The organism is Caulobacter sp. GW821-FHT10E02 (genome assembly GCF_059415225.1).
Genome location: NZ_JBWKMV010000001.1, coordinates 119,474 through 140,950 on the forward strand (window position 1 = coordinate 119,474; position 21,477 = coordinate 140,950).

Here is a 21,477-nt window from a genome sequence, read left to right on the forward strand (position 1 = left end):
GGGCGGAGCAAGGAGTTCCGTCCCTCATGACTCAAGATCCGCGCGGCTGGGAATTCTGGATCGACCGGGGCGGTACGTTCACCGACATCGTCGCGCGGCGGCCGGATGGGTCGCTGGTCACCCACAAGCTGCTGTCGGAAAATCCCGAGCACTATGCCGACGCCGCCGTGGCGGGCGTCCGGGCGCTGCTGCCGGACGGCGCGACCATCGACGCGGTGAAGATGGGCACCACCGTCGCCACCAACGCCCTGCTCGAGCGTAAGGGCGAGCCGACGGTGCTGGCGATCACGGCGGGTCACGCCGACGCCCTGCGGATCGGCTACCAGGCGCGGCCCAAGCTGTTCGAGCGTCACATCGTCAAGCCGGAAGCCCTCTACGACCGCGTCGTCGAGATCGACGAGCGGATGAGCGTCGAAGGGCAGGTGTTGCGGCCGCTGGATGAGAGCGCCGCGCGAGCCGGATTGCAGGCGGCGTTTGATGAAGGCTTCCGGGCCATCGCCATCGTGCTGCTGCACGGCTTCCGCTTCACCGACCACGAGGCGCGGGTCGCGGCGATCGCGCGCGAGATCGGCTTCACCCAGGTGTCGGTCAGCCACGAGGTCAGTCCGCTGATGAAGCTGGTCGGGCGAGGCGACACGACGGTGGTCGACGCCTACCTGTCGCCGATCCTGCGCCGCTATGTCGACCAGGTCGCCGGCGCGCTGGGCCATGATACCCGGCTGCTCTTCATGCAGTCGAACGGCGGCTTGACCGACGCGCGGGCCTTCCGAGGCAAGGACGCCATCCTGTCCGGCCCGGCCGGCGGGGTGGTCGGCATGGCGCGGACGGCGGGCGAGGCCGGCTTCGAGCGCGTGATCGGCTTCGACATGGGCGGCACCTCGACCGACGTCTGCCACTATGCCGGCCAGTACGAGCGGGCGTTCGAGACGGTGGTGGCTGGCGTGCGGATGCGCGCGCCGATGATGAACATCCACACCGTGGCGGCGGGCGGCGGCTCGATCTGCTCGTTCGACGGGGCGCGGTTGCGGGTCGGTCCGGCTTCGGCCGGCGCCGTGCCGGGACCGGCGGCCTATCGCCGAGGCGGGCCGCTGACGGTCACCGACTGCAACGTCATGCTGGGCAAGCTGCGGCCGGAGTTCTTCCCCAAGGTGTTCGGCCCCAATGCCGACCAGCCGCTAGACGCCGAGGCCGTGGCGCGCGGCTTCGAGGCGGTGTCGGCGCGGATCGAGGCGGCGACCGGCAAGGCCATGACCCCGCAGGAGGTCGCCGAGGGCTTCGTCACCATCGCCGTCGAGAACATGGCCAAGGCCGTGCGGCAGATCTCGATCCAGCGCGGCTACGACGTCACCCGATACGTGCTGGCCTGCTTCGGCGGCGCGGGCGGGCAGCATGCCTGCCTGGTGGCCGATGCGCTGAGCATGACCAAGGTGATGATCCACCCGTTCGCCGGGGTGCTCAGCGCCTACGGCATGGGCCTGGCTGACCTGCGGCTGATCCGCGAAGAGACGGTCGAGCGGCCGCTGGACGCGGCGGGCGACCTGGCCGACCGCGCGAAGGTTCTGGCCGCCGAGGCGAAAGCCGCCCTGCGCGCCCAGGACGTGCCGATGGCCTCGGTCGAAACCGTCGCCAGCCTGCGGGTGAAATACGCCGGCACCGACACGCCGCTGGTCGTGCCGTTCGGCGACCGGGTGCGCGAAGAGTTCGAAGAGCTGCACCAACGCCGCTTCGGCTTCACCTCGCCGACGACGCCGCTGGTGGTCGAGACGCTGTCGGTCGAGGCGATCGGGCATTCGGATGCGGGAGACGCACCGGACTTAAAATCCGTTGGAGCAATTCAACAGGAAGGGCCGCTGGCGACTGTCGAAACCCGCATGGCCGGCGAACTCCACAGCACCCCCGTCTTCGATCGCGAAGCCCTTGCCATCGGCGCCGAGATCCTCGGCCCGGCCATCATCCGCGAGGCCACCGGCACCACTGTCGTCGAACCCGGCTGGCGCGCGGCCGTGGACGCTCACCTGAACCTGATCCTCGACCGCGTCGTCGCCCTGCCGACCCGCAAGGCGATCGGCACCGAAGCCGACCCGGTCATGCTGGAGGTGTTCAACAACCTCTTCATGGCCGTGGCCGAGGAAATGGGGTTCGCGCTGCAGAACACCGCCTACTCCGTGAACATCAAGGAGCGGCTGGACTTCTCCTGCGCCCTGTTCAGCCGCGACGGCGACCTGATCGCCAACGCCCCGCACATGCCCGTGCACCTGGGCTCGATGGGCGACAGCGTGCGGGCCATCCGTGACGCCCGCGAGCACGACGGCCGCGGCATGCAGCCCGGCGACGTCTACATGCTGAACGCCCCCTACAACGGCGGCACGCACCTGCCGGACGTGACGGTGGTCATGCCGGTGTTCGACGCGGCCGGCGCTCTGCTGTTCTACGTCGCCGCGCGCGGACACCAGGGCGATATCGGCGGGATCACGCCGGGCTCCATGCCGCCGACCAGCAAGACGGTCGAGGAGGAGGGCGTCCTCATAGAGAACTTCCTGCTGGTCGAAGGCGGGCGGTTCCTGGAGGCTGAGACGCGGGCGCTGCTGGCCTCGGGCAAGTGGCCGGCGCGCAATCCCGACCAGAACATCGGCGATCTCAAGGCCCAGATCGCCGCCTGCGCGCGCGGGGCCGAGGCCTTGACCGGCATGGTCGCCGAGTTCGGCCAGGACGTCGTCGAGGCCTACATGGCCCACGTCCAGGACAATGCCGAGGAGGCCGTTCGCCGCGTGCTGGCGAAGATGCAGGGCGGGACCTTCGCCTACGAACTGGATGACGGGGCGGTGGTCCGCGTGGCCATTGATGTCGACCAGCAAGCCCGCACCGCGCGCGTGGATTTCACCGGCACCAGCGACCAGGTCCCGACCAACTTCAACGCTCCGGCCTCGATCTGCCGGGCGGCGGCACTGTACGTGTTCCGCACCCTGGTCGACGACGAGATCCCGATGAACGACGGCTGCCTGCGGCCCGTCGAGCTGGTCATCCCCGAAGGCTCGATGCTGCGGCCGCGCTATCCGGCGGCGGTGGTGGCCGGCAATGTCGAGACCAGCCAGGTGGTGGTCGACGCCCTTTACGGCGCGCTAGGTGTCATGGCCGGCGCGCAGGGGACGATGAACAACTTCACGTTCGGCGACGAGCGGCGGCAGTATTACGAGACGATCTGCGGCGGCTCGGGGGCGGGGCCAGACTTCGCCGGGACCGATGCGGTCCAGACCCACATGACCAACAGCCGCCTGACCGATCCCGAGGTGCTGGAGGCCCGCTATCCGGTGCTGGTCGAGGCCTTCTCGATCCGGCGCGGCTCGGGCGGGCAGGGCGAGCATCGTGGCGGCGACGGCGTGGTGCGGAAGATCGGCTTCCGCGAGCCGATGACCGCGACCTTGCTTTCCAACCGCCGCCGCGTGCCGCCGTTCGGCCTGCAAGGCGGTGGTTCGGGCCAGGTCGGCAAGGCGCGGGTCGAACGCGCGGATGGTTCTGTTCAGACGATGTCCGCTACCGATCTCGTTGAGGTCGGCGCGGGCGACAGCATCGTCATCGAGACGCCGGGCGGCGGTGGTTGGGGGAAAGCGTGAAGGCTTCGGTTCTCTTCGTCTGCCTGGGCAACATCTGTCGCTCGCCCCTGGCCGAGGGCGCGTTTCGGGCGGAGGCGCAAGCCTTGGGCCTGGACGTGACGGTGGACAGCGCCGGCATGGGCGGCTGGCACACGGGCGAGGCCCCGGACCCGCGCGCCATCGCCGTGGCTCGCCGCAACGGCGTCGATGTCAGCGGCCTGAAGGCCCGCCAGGTGAAGGCGGATGACTTCCGGACCTTCACCCACATCTACGCCCTGGACCACGACAACCTGCGCGGCCTGCTGCAGGTCGCGCCGGCCGATGCGACCGCGGAGGTTGGGTTGCTGCTGGACCTGGTCGAGGGCCATCGCGGCCGGGCCGTGGCCGACCCGTACTACGGCGATGACGCCGGGTTCGACGTGACCTGGAATGACGTCGTGATGGCGTCGCAGGCCTTGGCGCGCCGGCTGGCGGAAGAGGGCTGGCGCTAGGCCTAATGCAGCGTCGGCCGTTTCGCGTACGACACCACCACCTCCGGCTCGTCGAACCGCATAGGCAACGCCATGCCATCATTCGCCAGCGCCGTGTTCAGGAACCGCGCCATCACCGTGACGGTCTCGGGCGTGATCACCATGCCCTCGATCAGGCGGCCGGCGATCTCGGGGGAGGCGGGGCAGACGCCGCAGGCGGTGATCAGGCGCTGCTCGTCGTCGGCGTAGCCCTTGCAGCAGGGCGCGGAGACGCAGAGTGGGCGGCGGACCTGGCCCTCGATGGCGCTCATCATCAGGATGAAGGCGGTGGCCACGCGGGGCGAGACGAAGGCGCCGGCCTTCCTCGACAGCCGCTGTCCAGGTTCCTCACCGAGGACGCGGGCGGTGACCCACTGGCGCAGCATCCAGAGCAGGATCCGCTCGCCGTCGGCCAGGCCGACCGGGCCGCAACGGTTCAGATGGTTCTCTGAGAAAGGGTCGGACCGCACGCCGGAAATCTCCTCGCCTGGCAGGGGGCCGACACCCGCCCTGGCGAACCGATCTCGGTGAGCGGCCCGACGCGTTCTTGCGAACACATCGCAACTAGACGGGATGTGTAGTTGCGAGTCAATTGCAAAAACGCGCCGACGCTATTTAGCCGCCGAAACCGCCCCGGAAGCTGCTGCCGCTGGCGTAGCTGCGACCGCCGCCGAAGCCGCCGCGCGAGACCACCGAGGTGCGGGTCTGGATCTTCGGCGGGGCGTTGCGGATGGCGTCCGGCGGATCGATGCTGGACTTGCTGATGGTGGTGCGGCCGGTGCCGTAGTCGCGGCCCAGATGCCCGCCCCAGGTCGAGTAGTAGCCGCCGCCATAGCGGTCGTCGCGGCGATAGAGGCCGGTGCCGCGATAGCCGCCGTCCATCATCTGCCCGATCACGAAGCCGGCCAGCAGCGGCGTGAAGAAGTTGCCGCCGTTGTTGTAGCTGCGCGGCACGCAGTTGCCGGCCCCATAGACCTCTTCGCACGAGGCGCGGGCCTCGTACTTCGGCGCGTCCTTGGCGTCGTCCTTCTGGGCGGCGGCGTAGGAGGTGTCGCACTGCTGGTCGGAGACCTCGTTGGCCGCCTTGCACTCTTCCAGGGTCTTGTAGCTGAAGGCCTCGACCTGCTCGCCCTTGTTGGGGTCCCAACTGGCCTGGCCGCCGGGATCGTCGCAGCCGGAGAGGGTCAGGGCCGTGGCCCCGGCCAGCATGGTCGTCAGCTTCAGGGAACTCGAACGCTTGCGCATCGTGTCGCTCCTCACGAGGTCATGCAGGCGGCGTTCAGCAGGCCGACCGTGATCGAAATGCCCGCCAGATAGACGCCGATGGCGATCTCGTTGTTCTCGACGCGGACCTGCACGTCGCGCAGGGCGACCATGCGCACGATGGTGAAGGCGGCGATCTGGACGATGCCGGCGACGGTGGCCCAGGCGGCGAATTCCGGCAGGCTGACCGTGTGGCTCAGCGCCGAGGCCAGGGGCAGGGCGTAGCCGATCAGCGCGCCGGCCAGGGCGATGGCAGCGGTGACGTTGCCGGCCCGGATCAGCGCCTTCTCGTTATAGGGCGTGACCCACTGGTAGATGTACTTGAAGGCGATCGTGAACAGGCCGGCCACGACGAAGGCCAGCAGGAACGCGGTCGCGCCTTCCTGGAAACCGGTGAAGTCGAACATCTGGCTTTGTCCCCTTTAGGCCCTGAACTCGCCCACCGACAGCGGCAGGCCGATCATCGTCTCGTGGCTGATGTCCTTGCTGTCCTCGGGCTCGAGGGCCAGGGCCAACAGAAGCTCGCGCCCGTCGCCGCCGGCGAGGTCGCGACTGAACAGCATGGTAGTCTGGAAGAGGCGTCGGTCGGGCCGCTCGGCGTCACGATCGTAATAGACGTCTTCCCATAGCGTCACCGGGTCCTGCTCGGCGGCTTCGTCGCCGAACCACAGGCGGGTATAGGCCGGCAGGCCCTCGGCCTGGAACGTGCGGGCGCGCAGGCGCTGGGTCCACAGGTCGCGATCGGCGCGGTCGGCCGGATACTCGCTGGCCCAGGGCACGAAGACGGTGAAGTCGTTGGCCTTCTGACCCTCGCGGTCATCCGAGACGACCTGAAACAGGATCTCGTCGTCCGTATAGAAGCGGTGCACGAACGCGCCGTCGTTCAGCTGGATCAGGCCCTGGGCGGTGATCTCCAGCGTGTCGCGGTCGAGGGCGAACTTGGTCTCGCCGCTGAAGCGCCGCCAGGCCAGCGGATCCAGCACCACCGTGCGGCCGATCGTGACATTGCGGATGATGGGCAGGGCGGACCTAGTCTCGCCGCCTTTGTTGCCGAAAAGCTTTCCGAACATCGCGGTCCGCGAGCCCTCAAAAACCTGCTCAGGTCGCTTATTTAGCAAGCGACGCCGAATTGCCCGATAGCGCGCTTGCCCTCGGGTGAACTTAAGTCGCAGGATGACGCCGAACGGCGCCTTGTCAAGCGTACATGTTATGCGTACATGTAACGCATGCCTGCCAAACCGACCCGTAGCGCCCAGGCCGCTGAAAGAACCCGCGCGTGGCGTGAAGCCCGCCGGAACGCCGGCTTCGTGAAGATCGAGGTCTGGGCGCCGGCGGCGTGCAAGCCCGACATCCTTTCGGCCGTGCAGGCGATCGTCGTCGAGTCGGTCCGCGGGCCGACCCTGGCAACCAACCCCCATCCCCCCAAGGGCGTCAGACACATGGACTCCGTTATCGACACCGCCTGGACGATCCACAGCCTGCGCGACGCGCTCGTGGAAAGCGCCCTCGTGCGCGACGAAGAGCTGACCGCCACCGTCGTCGAGGGCGTCGAGCCCGTGCTGCAGGTCGTGATGCACGAGTTCGGCGACCTGCCGATCTATGTCAGCGGCGGCGCGCTGCAGCTGGTCGTCTCGACCCTGCTGTGGCCCTGCGACGAGCAGAACGACCGCGCGGCCTTCAACGAGTTCCTGCTCAAGGCCCAGAAGATCGTGCCGCTGTCGAATTTCGGCATCACCTCGGTCGACGGTCGTGACTATTACGAGCTGATGGGCGAGATCTCGTCCAAGACCACCTTGCAGACGCTGATCATCGAGCTGCGCACCCTGGCCGACAACGCCATCGCCGCCGCCAGCGACCTGCGCGACACCTTCGAGAAAAGCCGCGCGTCGGCCGCCTAAAGAATTGGACCTGGAGACTTACTGATGTCGATCTGGAGCAAGCTCTCGGCCCTGTTCCGTGGGACCGCGCATGACGGCGCGCAGACCATCGTGGACGCCAACGCCCTGAGGATCCTGGACCAGGAAATCCGCGACGCCGACAATGCCCAGGGCAAGGCCCGGGACGAGCTGGCCAAGCTGGTCGCCCGCCGCCGCAGCCTGGAGACCGAGGTCGGCCAGCTGACCGAGCAGGCGCGCAAGTACGAGTCCTCGGCCCGCGCGGCGATGAACAAGGGCGACCAGGCCCTGGCCCTGGAAGTGGCCCAGCGCATCGCCGATCTGGAGAAGGACTCCGGCCAGAAGGCCACGCAGATGAACGAGCTGCGCGCGGCCGAGGAGAAGCTGCGCACGATCATCGCCCAGACCGACACCAAGGTCGAAGCGCTGCGCCGCGAAATCGAGATCGTGAAGGTCAACGAGAGCGTCCAAAAGGCGCAGGCCGCGGTGATCTCGCGCTCGGGTTCGGCCAGCGGCGTCGTCGGCTCGGCCGCCGATAGCCTGAAACGCATCAAGGAGCGCCAGTCGGTCCGCGAGGAGCAGTTCAAGCTGCACAACGAGTCCGAGGATCGCAAGACCGGCGCCGATCTCGACGCCAAGCTCGCGGCCGCCGGCATCCTGCCGGGCGGTGGCGGCGCGGAAGACGTGCTGGCCCGCCTGATGGCCCCGAAGGACGAGGCTCTGCCCGCCCCGATGCTGGCCATCGAGGACAAGCAGAAGGTCAACAAGGACGGCTCGGACGCCTGATGCGCCGTCTCACCTTGACGCCTCGGTCGGACTGGAAGTCCAAGGCCGAGGCGGTCGGCTTTACCTGGCATCACGCCGACGGTCGTCGTTACTGGGACGAGCGGGCCGCCTACGCCTTCACGCTGGAGGAGGTCGAGGGCCATCTGGAGCCCGCGACCGAGGCGCTGCACAAGCTGTGCCTGGAGCTGGTCGAGGACGCGGTGAAGAGCGACGCCTTGATGGCGCGCCTGCAGATCCCCGAGGCCTCGCGCGACCTGGTCGCCGCCTCGTGGAAGGCCCGCGATCCGTCGCTCTACGGCCGCTTCGACTTCGCCTATGACGGGGCCGGGCCGCCCAAGCTCTACGAATATAACGCCGACACCCCGACCAGCATCTATGAGGCCGGCGTGTTCCAGTGGCTGTGGCTGGAGGACCTGATCGCCCAGGGGCTGCTGCCGGAGAGCACCGACCAGTTCAACAGCCTGCACGATCAGCTGGCCGACCGCTTCAAGGCGATCTTCCCGGACGGCGGCTTCGTCCACTTCGCCAGCGATCCGGATTTCGTCGAGGACCGCCAGACCGTGCGGTTCCTGGAGGACATGGCGCGTCTGGCGGGGCTGGAGCCGAAGTTCGTGCCGATGACGGAAGTCGGCCTCGACGCCGACGGCCGCTTCGTCGACCAGGACAACTACATCATCGGCGCGATGTTCAAGCTGTACCCTTGGGAGGACATGCTTCGCGAGCCGTACGCGGCCAATATCGCCGACTCCAAGACCCTGTTCCTGGAGCCGCCGTGGAAGGCGGTGCTGTCGAACAAGGCCCTGCTGCCGCTGCTGTGGGAGCGTCATCCGGGGCATCCGAACCTGCTGGAGACCTATTTCGACGACGACCCCAAGGTCGAGCGGCTGGGTAACAGCTACGCCCGCAAGCCGCTGTTCAGCCGGGAAGGGGCCAACGTCGAGCTCTGGAAGGACGGCCGCAAGGGCCGGGTGCTGGACCTGGGCTACGGCGAGGAAGGCTGGATCCGCCAGGAACTGAAGCCGCCGCCGAAGTTCGGCGTGAACTATCCGGTGGTGGGCTCGTGGGTCATCGGCGACCAGGCCGCGGGGATCGGCGTGCGCGAGGATCGCGGCCGGGTGACGCGCGACCGCTCGCGGTTCGTGCCGCACATCATCGAGGCCCCCTAAGGGGAGTGTTTCATCCCGGTAGGAAACCGGTATCATTCCCGTGAGACAAGGCGTTCAACGACAACGACGCCTGCCGGGGAGAGACGTCCAGATGAACCACCGCGCCGCCATGATCGGCCTGTTCCTCAGCGCCATCCTGTTGGCCACGTCGGCCCTCGCCGGCGTGATCGGAACCAACGTCCCCGCCCAGCCGATCACCGCCGAGCGGATCGCGGCCCTGCCGACCGCCCAGCAGCCGGCGTGGAAGGCTTATCTCGACCGCTCGATCGCCCAGGAGAAGGCCGACCGCGCCGCCCTGGCCGCCGAGCTGAAACCGGGTGAGGTCGCCCCGCCGCAACCGCCGACCGGCCATGGCGACAACGGCATGGCGCTGGACAAGCCCGCCGCCTGGTACGTCTCGCCCGAAGCCCGCCACATCGCCGACGTCATCGTCAGCTTCCAGACCCCGGCCGGCGGCTGGAGCAAGAACCAGGACCGCACCGGGGCCCTGCGCCTGCCGGGCCAGCCCTGGCACTCGGACAACAATTCCAAGCACCTCAGCGAGACCGATTTCGACGCCGCCCGCGATCCGAAATGGGGCTATGTCGGCACGCTGGACAACAACGCCACCATCACCGAGATGCGCTTCCTGGCCAAGGTCGCCGGCCAGGCGCCGGGCAAGGACGGCGAGGCCTATCGGGCGAGCTTCCTGAGGGGGGTCCACTACCTGCTGGCCGCCCAGTTTCCCAACGGTGGCTGGCCGCAGGTCTGGCCGCTGCAAGGCGGCTACCATGACGCCGTCACCTTCAACGACAACGCCGTCTCCGAAGCCGCCGACCTGCTGACCGAGGTGTCGGAAGCCAAGACCGACTTCGCCTTTGTCCCGGCCGATCTGCGCGCCAAGTCGGGCGCCGCCGCCAAGAAGGGCCGCGCGGTCATCGTCGCCTCGCAGATCCGCGTCGGCGGCAAGCTGGCCATCTGGGGGCAGCAGGCCGATCCGTTCACCCTGGCCCCGGTGTCGGGCCGCAACTACGAGCCGCCGGCTCTGTCGACGGGCGAGAGCGCTGACCTGCTGGTCTATCTGATGAGCCTGCCAGACCCGACCCCGGCCGAGATCGCCGCCGTCCACGCGGGCGTGGCTTGGCTGAAGGGCGCGGCGATCATGGACAAGGCCTGGACCGGCGGGAAAGAAAACCCCGAAGGCCGTCGCCTGGTCGACCAGCCGGGCGCGGGGCCGCTGTGGTCGCGTTACTACGACACCGCCGGCAAGCCGGTCTTCGGCGAGCGCGACAAGACCCTGCGCGACAACGCCAACGAACTCTCGCTGGAGCGGCGGAACGGCTATGCGTGGTTCGGAACCGCGCCGGCCAAGGCGATCAAGGCCTATGAGGGCTGGGTGAAGAGCCACCCGGCCGCCTAGGGCTCAGAGGTCGCGGAGGATCCGAACCGCTTCCGCGACCGCCGCCTCGTCCGTGTCCCGCAGCTCCGGCGGCACGAAGCCCATCTCGTTCAGCTTCGAGCCCAGCTCGGCCCCTGGGATCGGGCCGCCGAACGAGCCGTGGACCTCGCGTACGCCGGTGCGCTTCACCAGCTCGGCGACGTTCGAGGGCCGCACGCCAGCGCCAGCCAGGATGCCGATCCGGCCGTCGGCTTGCTGCACCAACTCGGCGATCCGCTCGGCCCCAGCCTGCGCCGTCAAAGCGCCGCCCGAGGTCAGCACGCGTTCGAAGCCCAGCGCGATCGCGGCCTCCAGGGCCACCGACTGATCCGGGACGAGATCGAACGAGCGGTGCAGGCTCATGCCCAGGCCCTTGCTGTGCTCGACCAGCAGTTCCAGCGCCGCGAGATCCAGCTGCCCGTCCGGCAAATTCGCCCCGATCACCACGCCGGCCAGGCCGTATTCCCGCACCGCGTCGATATCCCGCCGGATGTGGTCCAGGTCGCCGGCGTCGTAGCAGAAGTCGCCATTCCGGGGACGGATCATCGGATAGATCGGGATCGGCGCGCCGGCCGCCTGGGCCATCAGGCCGGGGGCGGGGGTCAGGCCTTGCAGCGCCAAAGCCGCGCAAAGTTCGATCCGATCCGCCCCGCCTTTGATCGCCGCCGCCAGTCCGGCGGGCGTGTCGACGCAGACTTCCAGGAGAATGTGGCCAGCGGTCATGCTCTGCTCCAGCGTGTGGTACGGATTCGCAACGCGGCCTTGTTGGAGCATAGGAATGTTGAATCGTAGAGGCCTGATCGGCGCTTCGCTCGTCGGATCGACCCTGCTGGGCGCGAAGGTCTCGGCGGCCGAGCCCGTGACCAAGCTGGACGGCCCCTGCGTGATCTCCACCTGGGACTTCGGCGTCGCCGCCAACCAGGCCGCGTGGGCGGTGCTGTCCAAGGGCGGTCGCGCGCTGGACGCCGTCGAGGCCGGCGCGCGCATCCCCGAGCAGGACCTGAAAAACCACAGCGTCGGCCGCGCCGGCTATCCCGACCGCGACGGCCACGTGTCGCTGGACGCCTGCATCATGGACGAGCTGGGCAACTGCGGCGCGGTGGCGGCCCTGGAACACATCGCCCACCCGATCTCGGTGGCGCGCAAGGTCATGGAGAAGACCCCGCACGTGATGCTGGTCGGGGCCGGCGCCCTGCAGTTCGCGCTGGAGCAGGGCTTCACCCACGAGGAGCTGCTGACCCCGGAATCCAAGACCGCCTGGGAGGCCTGGAAGAAGGAAGCCAAGTACCAGCCCAAGGCCAACAGCGAGAACGCCGACTACGGCAAGACCTCCGGTCAGCTGGGCACGCCCGGCGGGGCCAACAACCACGACACCATCGGCATGTTGGCCATCGACGCCAAGGGCAACATCGCCGGCGCCTGCACCACCAGCGGCATGGCCTGGAAGATGCGCGGCCGGGTCGGCGACAGCCCGATCATCGGCGCCGGCCTCTATGTCGACAACGAGGTCGGCGGCGCCACCTCGACCGGCGTCGGCGAGGAGGTGATCCGCAATGTCGGCAGCTTCCTGGTCGTGGAGCTGATGCGCCAGGGCCGCTCGCCCGAGGCCGCCTGCCGTGAGGCCGTCGAGCGCATCCTGAAGAAGAAGCCCAACGCCAAGGAATTCCAGGTCGGCTTCCTGGCGGTCAACAAGCAGGGCGAGGTCGGGGCCTGGGCGATCCAGAGCGGCTTCAGCTACGCCCTGTGCGACGGCAAGAAGCAGGACCTGCTCCTGCGAGGCAAGGCGACGTACCAGCTCTCAACGTAAAGAGGGTAGGCGATCGCAGAACGCGGTTATAGCGTGCCGCCCTCAAGTTCAGAGGGAGCCCGCCATGTGCGATGACGATATCCACCCAGGCCTCGTCCACGACCCCCGCCTTTCGCGTCGCGCGTTCGGCCTGCTGACGGTCGCGGCCACCGGCGTCGCCTCGGTCGCCCGCGCCGACGACACGGTCGAGGAGAAGGACGTCGAGGTGAAGACGCCCGACGGCGTGGCCGATGCGGCGCTCTTCTATCCGAAGGCCAAGGGCAAGTACCCGGCCGTGCTGCTGTGGCCCGACGTCATGAGTCTGCGTCCGGTGTTCCGCGACATGGGCCGCCGCCTGGCCGCGGCCGGCTATGTGGTGCTGGTCCCCAATCTCTACTACCGGGTCAAGAAGGCCCCGGTGGTCGAGGGGACGTTCAACTTCGCCAACCCGGATGACCGCGCCAAGCTGACGCCGCTGCGGGCCTCGGTGACGACGGAAGGCACGTTCAAGGACGCCGCCGCCTACATCGCCTTCCTCGACGCGCAGGCCAAGACCGACAAGACCAAGAAGGCCGGCGTCCAGGGCTACTGCATGGGCGGCCCGCTGTCGTTCCGCACGGCCGGCGCGGTCCCGGCCCGCATCGGCGCGGTGGCCACCTTCCACGGTGGCGGCCTGTGGACCGACAAGGAAGACAGCCCGCACCTGCTGATCGCCAAGACCCACGCCGACTACCTGATCGAGGTCGCCGACAACGACGACAAGCAGGACCCGACCGTGAAGGACAAGCTGAAGGTCGCCTTCGAGGCCGCCAAGCGTCCGGCCCAGGTCGAGGTCTTCGCCGGCTGCGCCCACGGTTGGACCGTCAAGGGCAGCCAAGTCTACAACGAGGAAGGGGCCGAGCGGGCCTGGAGCAATCTGCTGGCGCTGTACAAGAAGGCGCTGGTCTAGGGTTTAAGGCTTCAGGGTTTCAGGGGTTTATAGGGCGACGGCGGCCGCTCATGCAGCCAGCCGCCGTCGTTCAGCCAGTCGGCCAGCCGGTCGGGCCAATGCTGGATCGACAGGCTCTCCGAATGCGCGGCGATGTTGAAGCCGTGGTCCATGTCGGCGAACAGGTGAAGTTCCGCCGACACCCCGGCCTTGCGCAGCTGGCTGTAGAGCGTCATCGCCGGCTCGGCGCAGCACTGGTCCAGCGTGCCGGCGGTGATGAAGGCCGGCGGGGCGTCGGCCACGGCCTGGGCCGGGATGCCGAGCGGGCCGGGATAGACCAGCACCTGGAAGTCGGGACGGGCGCTGACCGCGTCCAGCGGATCGCCCGAGGGCGCCTGCGCCGGCGTGGGATTGTCGGCGACCTGCGTGACCAGCTCGCCGCCGGCCGAGAAACCCATCACGCCGATGCGGCGCGGGTCCACGCCGTACTGGGCGGCGTTGGCGCGCACCCAGCGGACGGCCCGGCGCAGGTCGGCGGCGGCGTCGCGGTCGATCGCGTAGGTCGATCCCGCCTCGCGCGCCAGGCGGTACTTCAGGACGAAGACGGTGACGCCGTAGCGGTTGAGGGCCTTGGCGGGTCCTGAGCCCTCATTGACGAAGACCAGCATGCGATGGCCGCCGCCGGGCGCGATGATGATCGCCGCGCCGTTGGCGTGTCGTGGGTCGGCGGGGAACACCGTCAGGTTCGGGCTGTGGACGTTGCGCACATAGGTGTTCTCGACGATCTCGGGCTCGCTGGCCCGCCGCTCGGAACCGGGCGCGCCGTGCGGCCACAGCGTGATCGTCGCCGGGCCTTCCACCGGCGCGGCGACCAACAGCGCCATGAGGGCGAGGACGAGCATGGAGGGTCTCCCGGACCGCGCAGGCGGCTGGGTCCAGACTCCACATTCCAGCGGCCATGCCTATCGCGACTAAGGTCGAAGAAATCCCACGGCCGCGCTCTTGCGATCAGATAGGTAGGATGCTATCTAATTTAGATAGGAAGCTACCTATTAGATAGATCGCCGTTCCATGACCTCTGCTCGCACCCTCGACGAACGCACCTTTGCCGGCGCCCTGCTGCGGCTGGCGCGGGTCTATCGCAAGGAGGTCAATCGCGCCCTGGCCGCCCACGGCATCTCGGACGCAAAGGCCATGCCTGTGCTGCACATCGCCCGCGCGGGCGGCGGCATGCGCCAGGGCATGCTGGCCGAGGAGATCGGGGTGGAGGGGCCGTCGCTGGTCCGTATCCTCGACCAACTGGCCCAGGCGGGTCTGGTCGAGCGCCGCGACGATCCCAGCGACAAGCGCGCCAAGACCCTGCACCTGACGGCCGAGGGCCAGGCCCTGGCGGCCGTGGTCGAGGACGCCGTGCAGGTGGTGCGGGCCCAGATGCTGACGGGCGTCAACGATGACGATCTACAGGCCGCGGTGCGGACCTTCGCGACCTTCGAGGCCGCCCTGGACCTGGCGGCCGGGCAGGGGGTCTAGCCCCGCCATGCTCCCGAAATTCGATCGGCATACGCTGCTGTTCTCGGCGAACAGCTTCGCGGCGGCGATGCTGGCCCTCTATGTCGGCTTCGCCCTAGGCCTGCCGCGTCCGTACTGGGCGATGACCACGGCCTATATCGTCAGTCAGCCGTTGGCCGGCGCGGTGCGCTCCAAGGCCGTCTACCGCGTGCTCGGCACACTGCTGGGCGCGGCCGCCGCGGTGGCTCTGGTTCCCAACCTGGTCAATGCGCCGGTCCTGCTGAGCCTGGCGCTAGCGCTGTGGGTCGGCGGCTGCCTGACCATTTCGCTGCTGGACCGCACCCCGCGCAGCTACCTGCTGATGCTGGCCGGCTACACCGCCGCGATCATCGGCTTTCCCGCCGTCAACCAGCCCGGTGCGATCTTCGACCTGGCCGTCTGGCGGGTGATCGAGATCGGCCTCGGCATCGTCTGCGCCACCCTGACCCACAGCCTGATCTTCCCGCGCCCGGTCGGCGCCGTCCTGAAGGACCGTCTGGCGACCTGGCTGGGCGAGGCCGACCGCTGGGCGCTGGACGTGCTGAAGGGCCAGGACATCGCCGACGATCGCCGGCGCCTGGCCGCCGCCGCCAGCGAGATCCAGATGCTGGCTGTCCACCTGCCGTTCGACACCTCGCGCCTGCGCGAGACCACCGGTGTCGTCCGCGCCCTGCACGAGCGCATGCTGCTGCTGATCCCGCTGCTGTCGGGCCTGGCCGACCGCATGGAGGCTCTGCGCGACGTGAAGGACGCACGCGTTCGCGCCGCTCTGAACATCGTGGCGGCCTGGATCGAGGCCGGCTCGCCTCGCGAGCAGGGCCTGGACCTGATCGAGCGCCTGACCGACCTGGCCGCCCATCGACGCGGCGCGGCCTGGTCGAACCTGCTGATCGAGAGCCTGCTGGTCCGCCTGTCCGAGGCCGTCCGCGCCCTGGCCGAGGGCCACGCGCTGATGGCCCGCCTCGACAATCCTGACGCGCCGCTATCGCCGGCCCTGGACGCCCAGGCGCGCGCCAAGGGCATGCGCCCCATGCACGCCGACCTGCCGCTGGCCCTGCTGTCTGGAGGCGCGGCGGTGATCGCCATCCTGCTGTCCAGCGCGACCTGGATCCTGTCCGGCTGGGGCGACGGCGCCTCGGCCCCGGTCATGGCCGCGGTGTTCTGCTGCTTCTTCGCGGCGATGGACGACCCCGTCCCGGCCATCAAGAGCTTCGGCCTGTTCACCCTGGCCTCGCTGCCGCTGTCGGCGCTCTACATGTTCGCCATCCTGCCGGCGATCGACGGCTTCCCGATGCTGCTGATGGTGATGGCCCCGCCGCTGCTGTTCATCGGCCTCTACATCCCCGATCCCAAGCGGATGGGCGCGGCCCTGGCCATGCTGATCGGCTTCTGCAACGCCCTGACCCTGCAGGAGACGTTCAGCGCCGACTTCGCCAGCTTCCTGAATGGCAATCTGGCCCAGTTCGTCGGCCTGCTGTTCGCGATCATCGTCACCGCCGGCCTGCGCTCGATGGGCGTGGACGCCAGCGCGCGACGTCTCTTGGTCCGCACCTGGCGCGGCCTCTCCCGTTTGGCCCGCGCCCGCCAGGCGCCCGACAGGGCCGCCTTCGCCGCCATCCTGGTCGATCGCCTGGGCATGCTGACGCCCAAGCTGGCCGAGGCCGGCGAGCGCCACGACTTCGTCGGCGTCGACGCCCTGCGCGACCTGCGGGTCGGCATGAACCTGGTCGCCGTCCAGACCGCTCGCCCGGACCTGCCGGCCGAGGGCAAGCGCCAGCTGGACGCCGCTCTCGACGGCGTCGGCGACCACTTCGCCGCCCTGGCCGCCGGCGAAGCCCACAAGCCCGGCGAAGACCTGCTCACCCGTATCGACGCGGCCCTGCGCGGCCTGTCGATCGCCCCCGCCGCCTCGGCGGTGCAGGGCGTCTCGGGCCTGGTCGGCCTGCGCCGCAACCTGTTCCCGGAGGCTCCCGCCTTCGTTCCGGAGATCGCCCGATGAACGGCGAATTCGCCCTCGACGGGGTCTTCCTGTCGTCCGTCCTCGTCTCGGCGGTGATCGCCCTGGCCGCCGCGTTCGTGCTGCGCCGCGTGCTGTCCTGGGCTGGAGCCTACCGCTTCGTCTGGCATCCGGCGCTGTTCGACACCGCCCTGTTCGTCATCCTCTGGGCCGCGGTCGTCGCGGTCCCTTCGCCCCTGAAGTTCTGATCGCCATGCCCCCGCTGAAGACCGTTCTGCTGACTACCGCCCGCGTCGCCGTCACCGGCGTCGTCGTCATCGCCGCCCTGGTCGGCGGCAAGGCGCTGTGGACCCACTACCAGGTCGATCCCTGGACCCGCGACGGCCGCGTCCGCGCCGACGTCGTGCAGGTGGCTCCCGATGTCTCGGGCCTGGTCACCCGCGTCGACGCCGCCAACGACCAGACGGTCAAGGCCGGCCAGCCCTTGTTCTATGTCGATCGCGAGCGCTACGCCCTGGCCCTGCGCCAGGCCGACGCCGCCGTCGAGGCCCAGCGCGTGATGCTGGCCCAGGCCCGCCGCGAACTGGCCCGCAACCGCACGCTCGGCGAACTGGTCGCCGGCGAGGTCACCGAGCAGAGCCTGTCCAAGGTCGAGCAGGGCCAAGCGGCCCTGTCCCAGGCCCTGGCGGCCCGCGACGTGGCGGCGCTGAACCTGAAGCGCACCGTCGTGCTGGCCCCGACCGACGGCTTCATGTCCGACCTCACCCTGCGCACCGGCGACTACGTCACCGCCGGCAAGCCGGTGCTGGCCCTGATCGACAGCCGTTCGTTCCGGGTCGAGGGCTATTTCGAGGAAACCAAGCTGTCGGGCCTGCGCATCGGCCAGCCGGTGACCGTCAAGGTGATGGGCGAGGACCGGCCGCTGAAGGGCCACATCCAGTCGATCGCGGCCGGCATCGAGGACCGCGACCGCGCCGCCAGCGGCAACCTGCTGCCCAACGTCAACCCGACCTTCAGCTGGGTGCGCCTGGCCCAGCGGGTGCCGGTGCGCGTGGCCCTGGACCAGACGCCGCGCGACCTGCGCCTGATCGCCGGCCGCACCGCCACGGTCGCGGTGGTGGGAGCGGGTCGATGAGCCCTTTACGCACTCTGGCCGTCGCCGGCTCGCTGCTGGCCCTGACCGCCTGCACGACCGTCGGCCCGAACTACAAGCTGCCGGCCGAAGCCAAGATCAACGCGCCGGCCGCGCAGGGCGCCTTCCTCGGGGCGAGCTCGAAAGCCGTCAGCCAGGACCCGGTTCCGGTCGGCTGGTGGAAGCTCTATGACGACCCCGTCCTGAACGGTCTGGTCGAGGAGGCGCTGAAGGCCAATACCGACCTGCGCGTCGCCGCCGCCAACCTGGCCCGCGCTCGCGCCATCGCCGGCGAGGCCGACGACGCCGGCGGCTTCAAGGTCGGGGCCTCGGCCGCCGCCATGCATTCCCGCGAGTCCGGCGAGCAGTTCCTGCTGGCCGAGCCGCTGCCGGTCGAGAACCTGGCCGATGTGGGCCTGAAGGTCTCCTACCAGGTCGATCTGGTCGGCCGCCTCAAGCGCGCCGCCGAAGCCGCCCATGCTGACGCCGAGGCCTCGCAGGCCGCCCTCGACCTGGCCCGCGTCAGCGTCGCCGCCGACGTCGCCCGCGCCTATGTCGAGGCCTGCGCCAACGGCCATGAGCTGGCCGTGGCGCAGAAGACCTTGGACCTTCAGAGCCGTAGCCTGACGGTCACCCAGAAGCTGGTGAAGGCCGGTCGCGGCACGGCGGTCGACGTCACCCGCGCCCAGGCCCAACTGGACCTGTCGCGCGCCAGCCTCCCGACCTTCCAGAGCCGCCGCCGTGCCGCGCTCTACAAGCTGGCCACCCTGACCGGCAAGCCGCCGGCCGAGTTCCCCAAGGCGGTCGAGGCCTGCGTAGTCCCTCCGACCTTGGCCAAGCCGATCCCGGTCGGCGACGGCGCGGCTCTGCTCAAGCGCCGCCCCGACGTGCGCCAGGCCGAGCGGACCCTGGCCGGCGCCACGGCCCGGATCGGCGTCGCCACCGCCGCGCTCTATCCCAGCATCACCCTGGGCGCAGGCGCGGGCTCGACGGGCCTGCTGGCCGATATCGGCCAGGCGCCGGCCAACCGCTGGGGCCTGACCTCGCTGATCACCTGGGCCCTGCCGGGCGAGGGCGAGCGGGCCCGTATCCGCCAGGCCGAGGCCGGCGCCGATGGCGCGCTGGCCAGGTTCGACGGCGTGGTGCTGACCGCCCTGCGCGAGACCGAGACCAGCCTCGACGCCTACGCTCACGACCTGCAGCGGCAAGCCGCGCTGAAGGCCGCGCGCGACCAGGCCGCCTTGGCTGAGACCCAGGCCCAGACGCTCTACCGCGCCGGCAAGAGCCCCTACCTGACCGGCCTGGATGCTCAGCGCACCCTGGCGCTCGCCGAAGCCTCGCTAGCGCAATCCGACAGCCAGGTGGCGGCCGACCAGGTCAATCTGTTCCTGGCGCTCGGCGGTGGCTGGGAACGATAGCGTGGTCATGCCACTTTGGGCTAAGCATCGCCTTTCCCCAAAGTAGAGTTCGCCCGTGCCGCTTGACGCCCCGCCGCCCCCGGTCTCCACCGTCGTCGTCGAGGCGCCCCGGCTGTTGCCGCTTGCCGGGCAGGAGGCCTTCTCCACCGCCTACTATGACGCCGCCGAACTGGGCGCCCAGGCGCGGCTGGACGACGTCTTGAAGACCACGCCTGGCGTCTCGCTGTTCCGCCGCACCGGCAGCGACGCGGCCAACCCGACCATCCAGGGGCTTTCGCTCCGCGGCGTCGCTCCCTCCGGCGCCGGCCGTGCGCTTGTGACCCTGGACGGCGCACCACAGAACGACCCGTTCGGCGGCTGGGTGATCTGGACCTCTCTGCCCGGCGAAGGCCTTTCGGGCGCGACCGTCGTGCGCGGCGCGGGGGCGGGCCCCTACGGCGCCGGCGCCCTGACCGGCGTGGTGGCCTTGCGCGAGCGCGACGCCGGCGGTGGCCTGACCAGTTTCACCGCCGAGGCCCGCGAACGCGACGGCTGGCGCGCGGCCGGGACGTTCGGGACCGACCACCTGCTCCTGACCGCCAGCAGCTCGCGCACCGACGGCTACTATCCCGTCCGCAACGGCGCGGCGGGCGCGGCCGATACGCCGACCACCCTGGAGGACGGCTCTATCGCCGCCCGCGTCCAGGGCGAACTCGACGGCGTGCGCTGGGCGATCCGCGCCGGGGCCTTCCAGGAGAAGCGCGACGCCGGCTTGGTCGGGGCGCGATCGAACGCCACCGGCGGCTCGCTGGCCGTGACCGTGGCGACCGACACTTGGCGCGTGCAGGCCTGGGCGCGATCCAGTGACCTGGAGAACACCTCGGCCGCCGTCGCCGCCGGCCGCGTCGCGACCACCCCGGCCAACGACCAGTACTCGACCCCGGCCAGCGGCTACGGCCTCAACGCCGCCTGGCAGGGCGCGCTGGCCGATTGGACCTGGGAACTGGGCGGCGACGCCCGCATGTCCGAGGGGCGGACCCACGAGCTCTTCCGCTACATGACCGGCGCCTTCACCCGCCAGCGCACGGCCGGCGGCCGGACCCTGGTGGGCGGGGTCTATGCCGAGGCCGCCTGGAACCGGCCGGACTTCTCCCTGGTCGCCGGGGCGCGGCTGGACGGGTGGCGCTCCTATGACGGTGTCCGCCGCGAACGCGATACGGCCACCGGCGCCCTGACCCTGGACGCCCCGCCGACCAACGCCTCGGGCACGACGCCGACGGGCCGCATCGGCGTGCGCCAGCGGCTGACGGGCGAGACCTGGGTGCGAGCGGCGGCCTATGCCGGCTTCCGGCCGCCGACGCTCAACGAGCTGCATCGTCCGTTCCGGGTGGGCAACGACGTTACCGAATCCAACGCCGCCCTCAAGCCCGAGACCCTGTACGGCGTCGAGACCGGCCTGTCGGGCGGGGGTGTGGCGCGGTGGAACCTCGGGGTCTTCTACAACCAGGTCCAGGACCCGATCACCAACGTCACCATCGGCATCGGCCCGGGGACCTTCCCGATCGCCGGTTTCATCCCGGCCGGCGGCGTGCTGCGCCAGCGCCAGAACGCCGGCCAGATCAGCGCCTATGGTCTGGAGGGTGACGTCTCCGCCGACCTTTCCACCGCCTGGACCGTGCGCGCGGCCTTCTCGGCCACCCACGCCCGCGTCGAGGGGAGTGGCGCGGTCGCCCAGCTGGACGGCAAGCGCCCGGCCCAGGCGCCGGCTTTGACCGTCACCGCTGGCGCGCGCTGGAAGCCGATCGACCGTCTCAGCTTCGACGCCGACCTGCGCTACGAGAGCAAGCGGTTCGAGGACGACCTGAACCAGCGCGTGCTGAAGGCCGGGACCAGCCTGGACCTGCGCGCTGGCTGGAAGCTGTCGCCGAGCACCGAGGTCTACTTGGCTGCCGACAACACCCTCGACGCCGATCTCGCGGTCGGTCAGACGGCGGATGGCGTCACCAGCTATTCGGCTCCGCGCACGGTCTATATCGGCTTCGCCCTGCGCCGCTGACGACGGTATCATCGCCGCGCTACGAACAGGGAGACCGTCCATGCCGC

The 21,477-nt window shown here is 69.8% G+C and carries 20 protein-coding genes; 14 read left to right on the forward strand and 6 right to left on the reverse strand.

What is annotated here, in order from left to right:
• Positions 1-26 precede the first annotated feature (26 nt).
• Both AC07NI_RS00620 and AC07NI_RS00625 read left to right on the forward strand, forming a co-directional pair.
• The gene (locus AC07NI_RS00620) at positions 27-3,611 is read left to right on the forward strand and encodes a hydantoinase B/oxoprolinase family protein (RefSeq protein WP_494614868.1); all 3,585 of its coding nucleotides are present in this window, start codon (positions 27-29) and stop codon (positions 3,609-3,611) included.
• Positions 3,608-4,081: a low molecular weight protein-tyrosine-phosphatase gene (locus AC07NI_RS00625; RefSeq protein ID WP_494614869.1), complete on the forward strand. Its 474-nt coding sequence runs from the start codon at positions 3,608-3,610 to the stop codon at positions 4,079-4,081. Before AC07NI_RS00620 ends, AC07NI_RS00625 begins: the two co-directional genes overlap by 4 nt.
• Positions 4,082-4,083: 2 nt before the next feature.
• Here the strand turns inward: AC07NI_RS00625 and AC07NI_RS00630 are convergent, their stop codons facing one another.
• From AC07NI_RS00630 to AC07NI_RS00645, 4 genes are all read right to left on the reverse strand, one after another.
• Entirely contained in the window at positions 4,084-4,569 is a 486-nt protein-coding gene (locus AC07NI_RS00630; protein WP_494614870.1) for a hypothetical protein, read from the reverse strand.
• Positions 4,570-4,714: 145 nt separating this feature from the next.
• Positions 4,715-5,344, reverse strand: a complete 630-nt coding sequence (locus AC07NI_RS00635) for a DUF1190 domain-containing protein (protein ID WP_494614871.1) — start codon at positions 5,342-5,344, stop codon at positions 4,715-4,717.
• Between the two features lie 11 nt (positions 5,345-5,355).
• Positions 5,356-5,769, reverse strand: a complete 414-nt coding sequence (locus AC07NI_RS00640) for a DUF350 domain-containing protein (protein WP_494614872.1) — start codon at positions 5,767-5,769, stop codon at positions 5,356-5,358.
• 15 nt (positions 5,770-5,784) lie between these two features.
• On the reverse strand, positions 5,785-6,432 hold the full coding sequence (locus tag AC07NI_RS00645; RefSeq protein WP_494614873.1) for a DUF2491 family protein: 648 nt from the start codon (positions 6,430-6,432) through the stop codon (positions 5,785-5,787).
• Between the two features lie 156 nt (positions 6,433-6,588).
• Between AC07NI_RS00645 and AC07NI_RS00650 the strand changes: the two genes are divergently transcribed.
• The 4 genes from AC07NI_RS00650 (at position 6,589) to pelA (ending at position 10,608) form a co-directional block, all read left to right on the forward strand.
• Positions 6,589-7,260, forward strand: a complete 672-nt coding sequence (locus AC07NI_RS00650; protein WP_494614874.1) for a YjfI family protein — start codon at positions 6,589-6,591, stop codon at positions 7,258-7,260.
• A 24-nt stretch (positions 7,261-7,284) separates the two neighbouring features.
• The gene (locus tag AC07NI_RS00655) at positions 7,285-8,043 is read left to right on the forward strand and encodes a PspA/IM30 family protein (protein WP_494614875.1); all 759 of its coding nucleotides are present in this window, start codon (positions 7,285-7,287) and stop codon (positions 8,041-8,043) included.
• Entirely contained in the window at positions 8,043-9,209 is a 1,167-nt protein-coding gene (locus AC07NI_RS00660) for a glutathionylspermidine synthase family protein (RefSeq protein WP_494614876.1), read from the forward strand. The genes AC07NI_RS00655 and AC07NI_RS00660 overlap by 1 nt, the downstream gene beginning before the upstream one ends.
• A gap of 91 nt (positions 9,210-9,300) precedes the next feature.
• Positions 9,301-10,608, forward strand: coding sequence for a pectate lyase (pelA, locus tag AC07NI_RS00665; RefSeq protein WP_494614877.1), 1,308 nt, complete (start codon positions 9,301-9,303; stop codon positions 10,606-10,608).
• Positions 10,609-10,611: 3 nt separating this feature from the next.
• On the opposite strand, the gene AC07NI_RS00670 is transcribed toward pelA, so the two are convergent.
• The gene (locus AC07NI_RS00670) at positions 10,612-11,349 is read right to left on the reverse strand and encodes a copper homeostasis protein CutC (protein ID WP_494614878.1); all 738 of its coding nucleotides are present in this window, start codon (positions 11,347-11,349) and stop codon (positions 10,612-10,614) included.
• A 55-nt stretch (positions 11,350-11,404) separates the two neighbouring features.
• Here AC07NI_RS00670 and AC07NI_RS00675 point away from each other — a divergent pair, with 55 nt between their 5' ends.
• Together AC07NI_RS00675 and AC07NI_RS00680 are read left to right on the forward strand one after the other, a co-directional pair.
• On the forward strand, positions 11,405-12,433 hold the full coding sequence (locus AC07NI_RS00675) for a glycosylasparaginase (RefSeq protein ID WP_494614879.1): 1,029 nt from the start codon (positions 11,405-11,407) through the stop codon (positions 12,431-12,433).
• Positions 12,434-12,497: 64 nt separating this feature from the next.
• Positions 12,498-13,361: a dienelactone hydrolase family protein gene (locus AC07NI_RS00680; RefSeq protein WP_494614880.1), complete on the forward strand. Its 864-nt coding sequence runs from the start codon at positions 12,498-12,500 to the stop codon at positions 13,359-13,361.
• Between the two features lie 11 nt (positions 13,362-13,372).
• On the opposite strand, the gene AC07NI_RS00685 is transcribed toward AC07NI_RS00680, so the two are convergent.
• Positions 13,373-14,242 (reverse strand): alpha/beta hydrolase, encoded by an 870-nt coding sequence (locus AC07NI_RS00685; RefSeq protein ID WP_494614881.1) that lies wholly within the window; start codon positions 14,240-14,242, stop codon positions 13,373-13,375.
• A 169-nt stretch (positions 14,243-14,411) separates the two neighbouring features.
• Here AC07NI_RS00685 and AC07NI_RS00690 point away from each other — a divergent pair, with 169 nt between their 5' ends.
• From AC07NI_RS00690 to AC07NI_RS00715, 6 genes are read left to right on the forward strand one after another with little or no spacing between them, the layout of a single operon-like run.
• Positions 14,412-14,870, forward strand: a complete 459-nt coding sequence (locus tag AC07NI_RS00690; RefSeq protein ID WP_494614882.1) for a MarR family winged helix-turn-helix transcriptional regulator — start codon at positions 14,412-14,414, stop codon at positions 14,868-14,870.
• Between the two features lie 7 nt (positions 14,871-14,877).
• Positions 14,878-16,887 carry an FUSC family protein gene (locus AC07NI_RS00695; RefSeq protein ID WP_494614883.1) on the forward strand — a complete coding sequence of 670 codons (2,010 nt, stop codon included), beginning with the start codon at positions 14,878-14,880 and terminating at the stop codon, positions 16,885-16,887.
• Entirely contained in the window at positions 16,884-17,093 is a 210-nt protein-coding gene (locus AC07NI_RS00700) for a DUF1656 domain-containing protein (RefSeq protein WP_494614884.1), read from the forward strand. The genes AC07NI_RS00695 and AC07NI_RS00700 overlap by 4 nt, the downstream gene beginning before the upstream one ends.
• Before the next feature lie 5 nt (positions 17,094-17,098).
• Positions 17,099-17,980 carry an efflux RND transporter periplasmic adaptor subunit gene (locus AC07NI_RS00705; RefSeq protein WP_494614885.1) on the forward strand — a complete coding sequence of 294 codons (882 nt, stop codon included), beginning with the start codon at positions 17,099-17,101 and terminating at the stop codon, positions 17,978-17,980.
• Complete coding sequence (locus tag AC07NI_RS00710; RefSeq protein WP_494614886.1) at positions 17,977-19,395, forward strand: efflux transporter outer membrane subunit; 1,419 nt, start codon at positions 17,977-17,979, stop codon at positions 19,393-19,395. Before AC07NI_RS00705 ends, AC07NI_RS00710 begins: the two co-directional genes overlap by 4 nt.
• Positions 19,396-19,450: 55 nt before the next feature.
• Positions 19,451-21,430, forward strand: a complete 1,980-nt coding sequence (locus AC07NI_RS00715; RefSeq protein ID WP_494614887.1) for a TonB-dependent receptor — start codon at positions 19,451-19,453, stop codon at positions 21,428-21,430.
• Positions 21,431-21,477 lie beyond the last annotated feature (47 nt).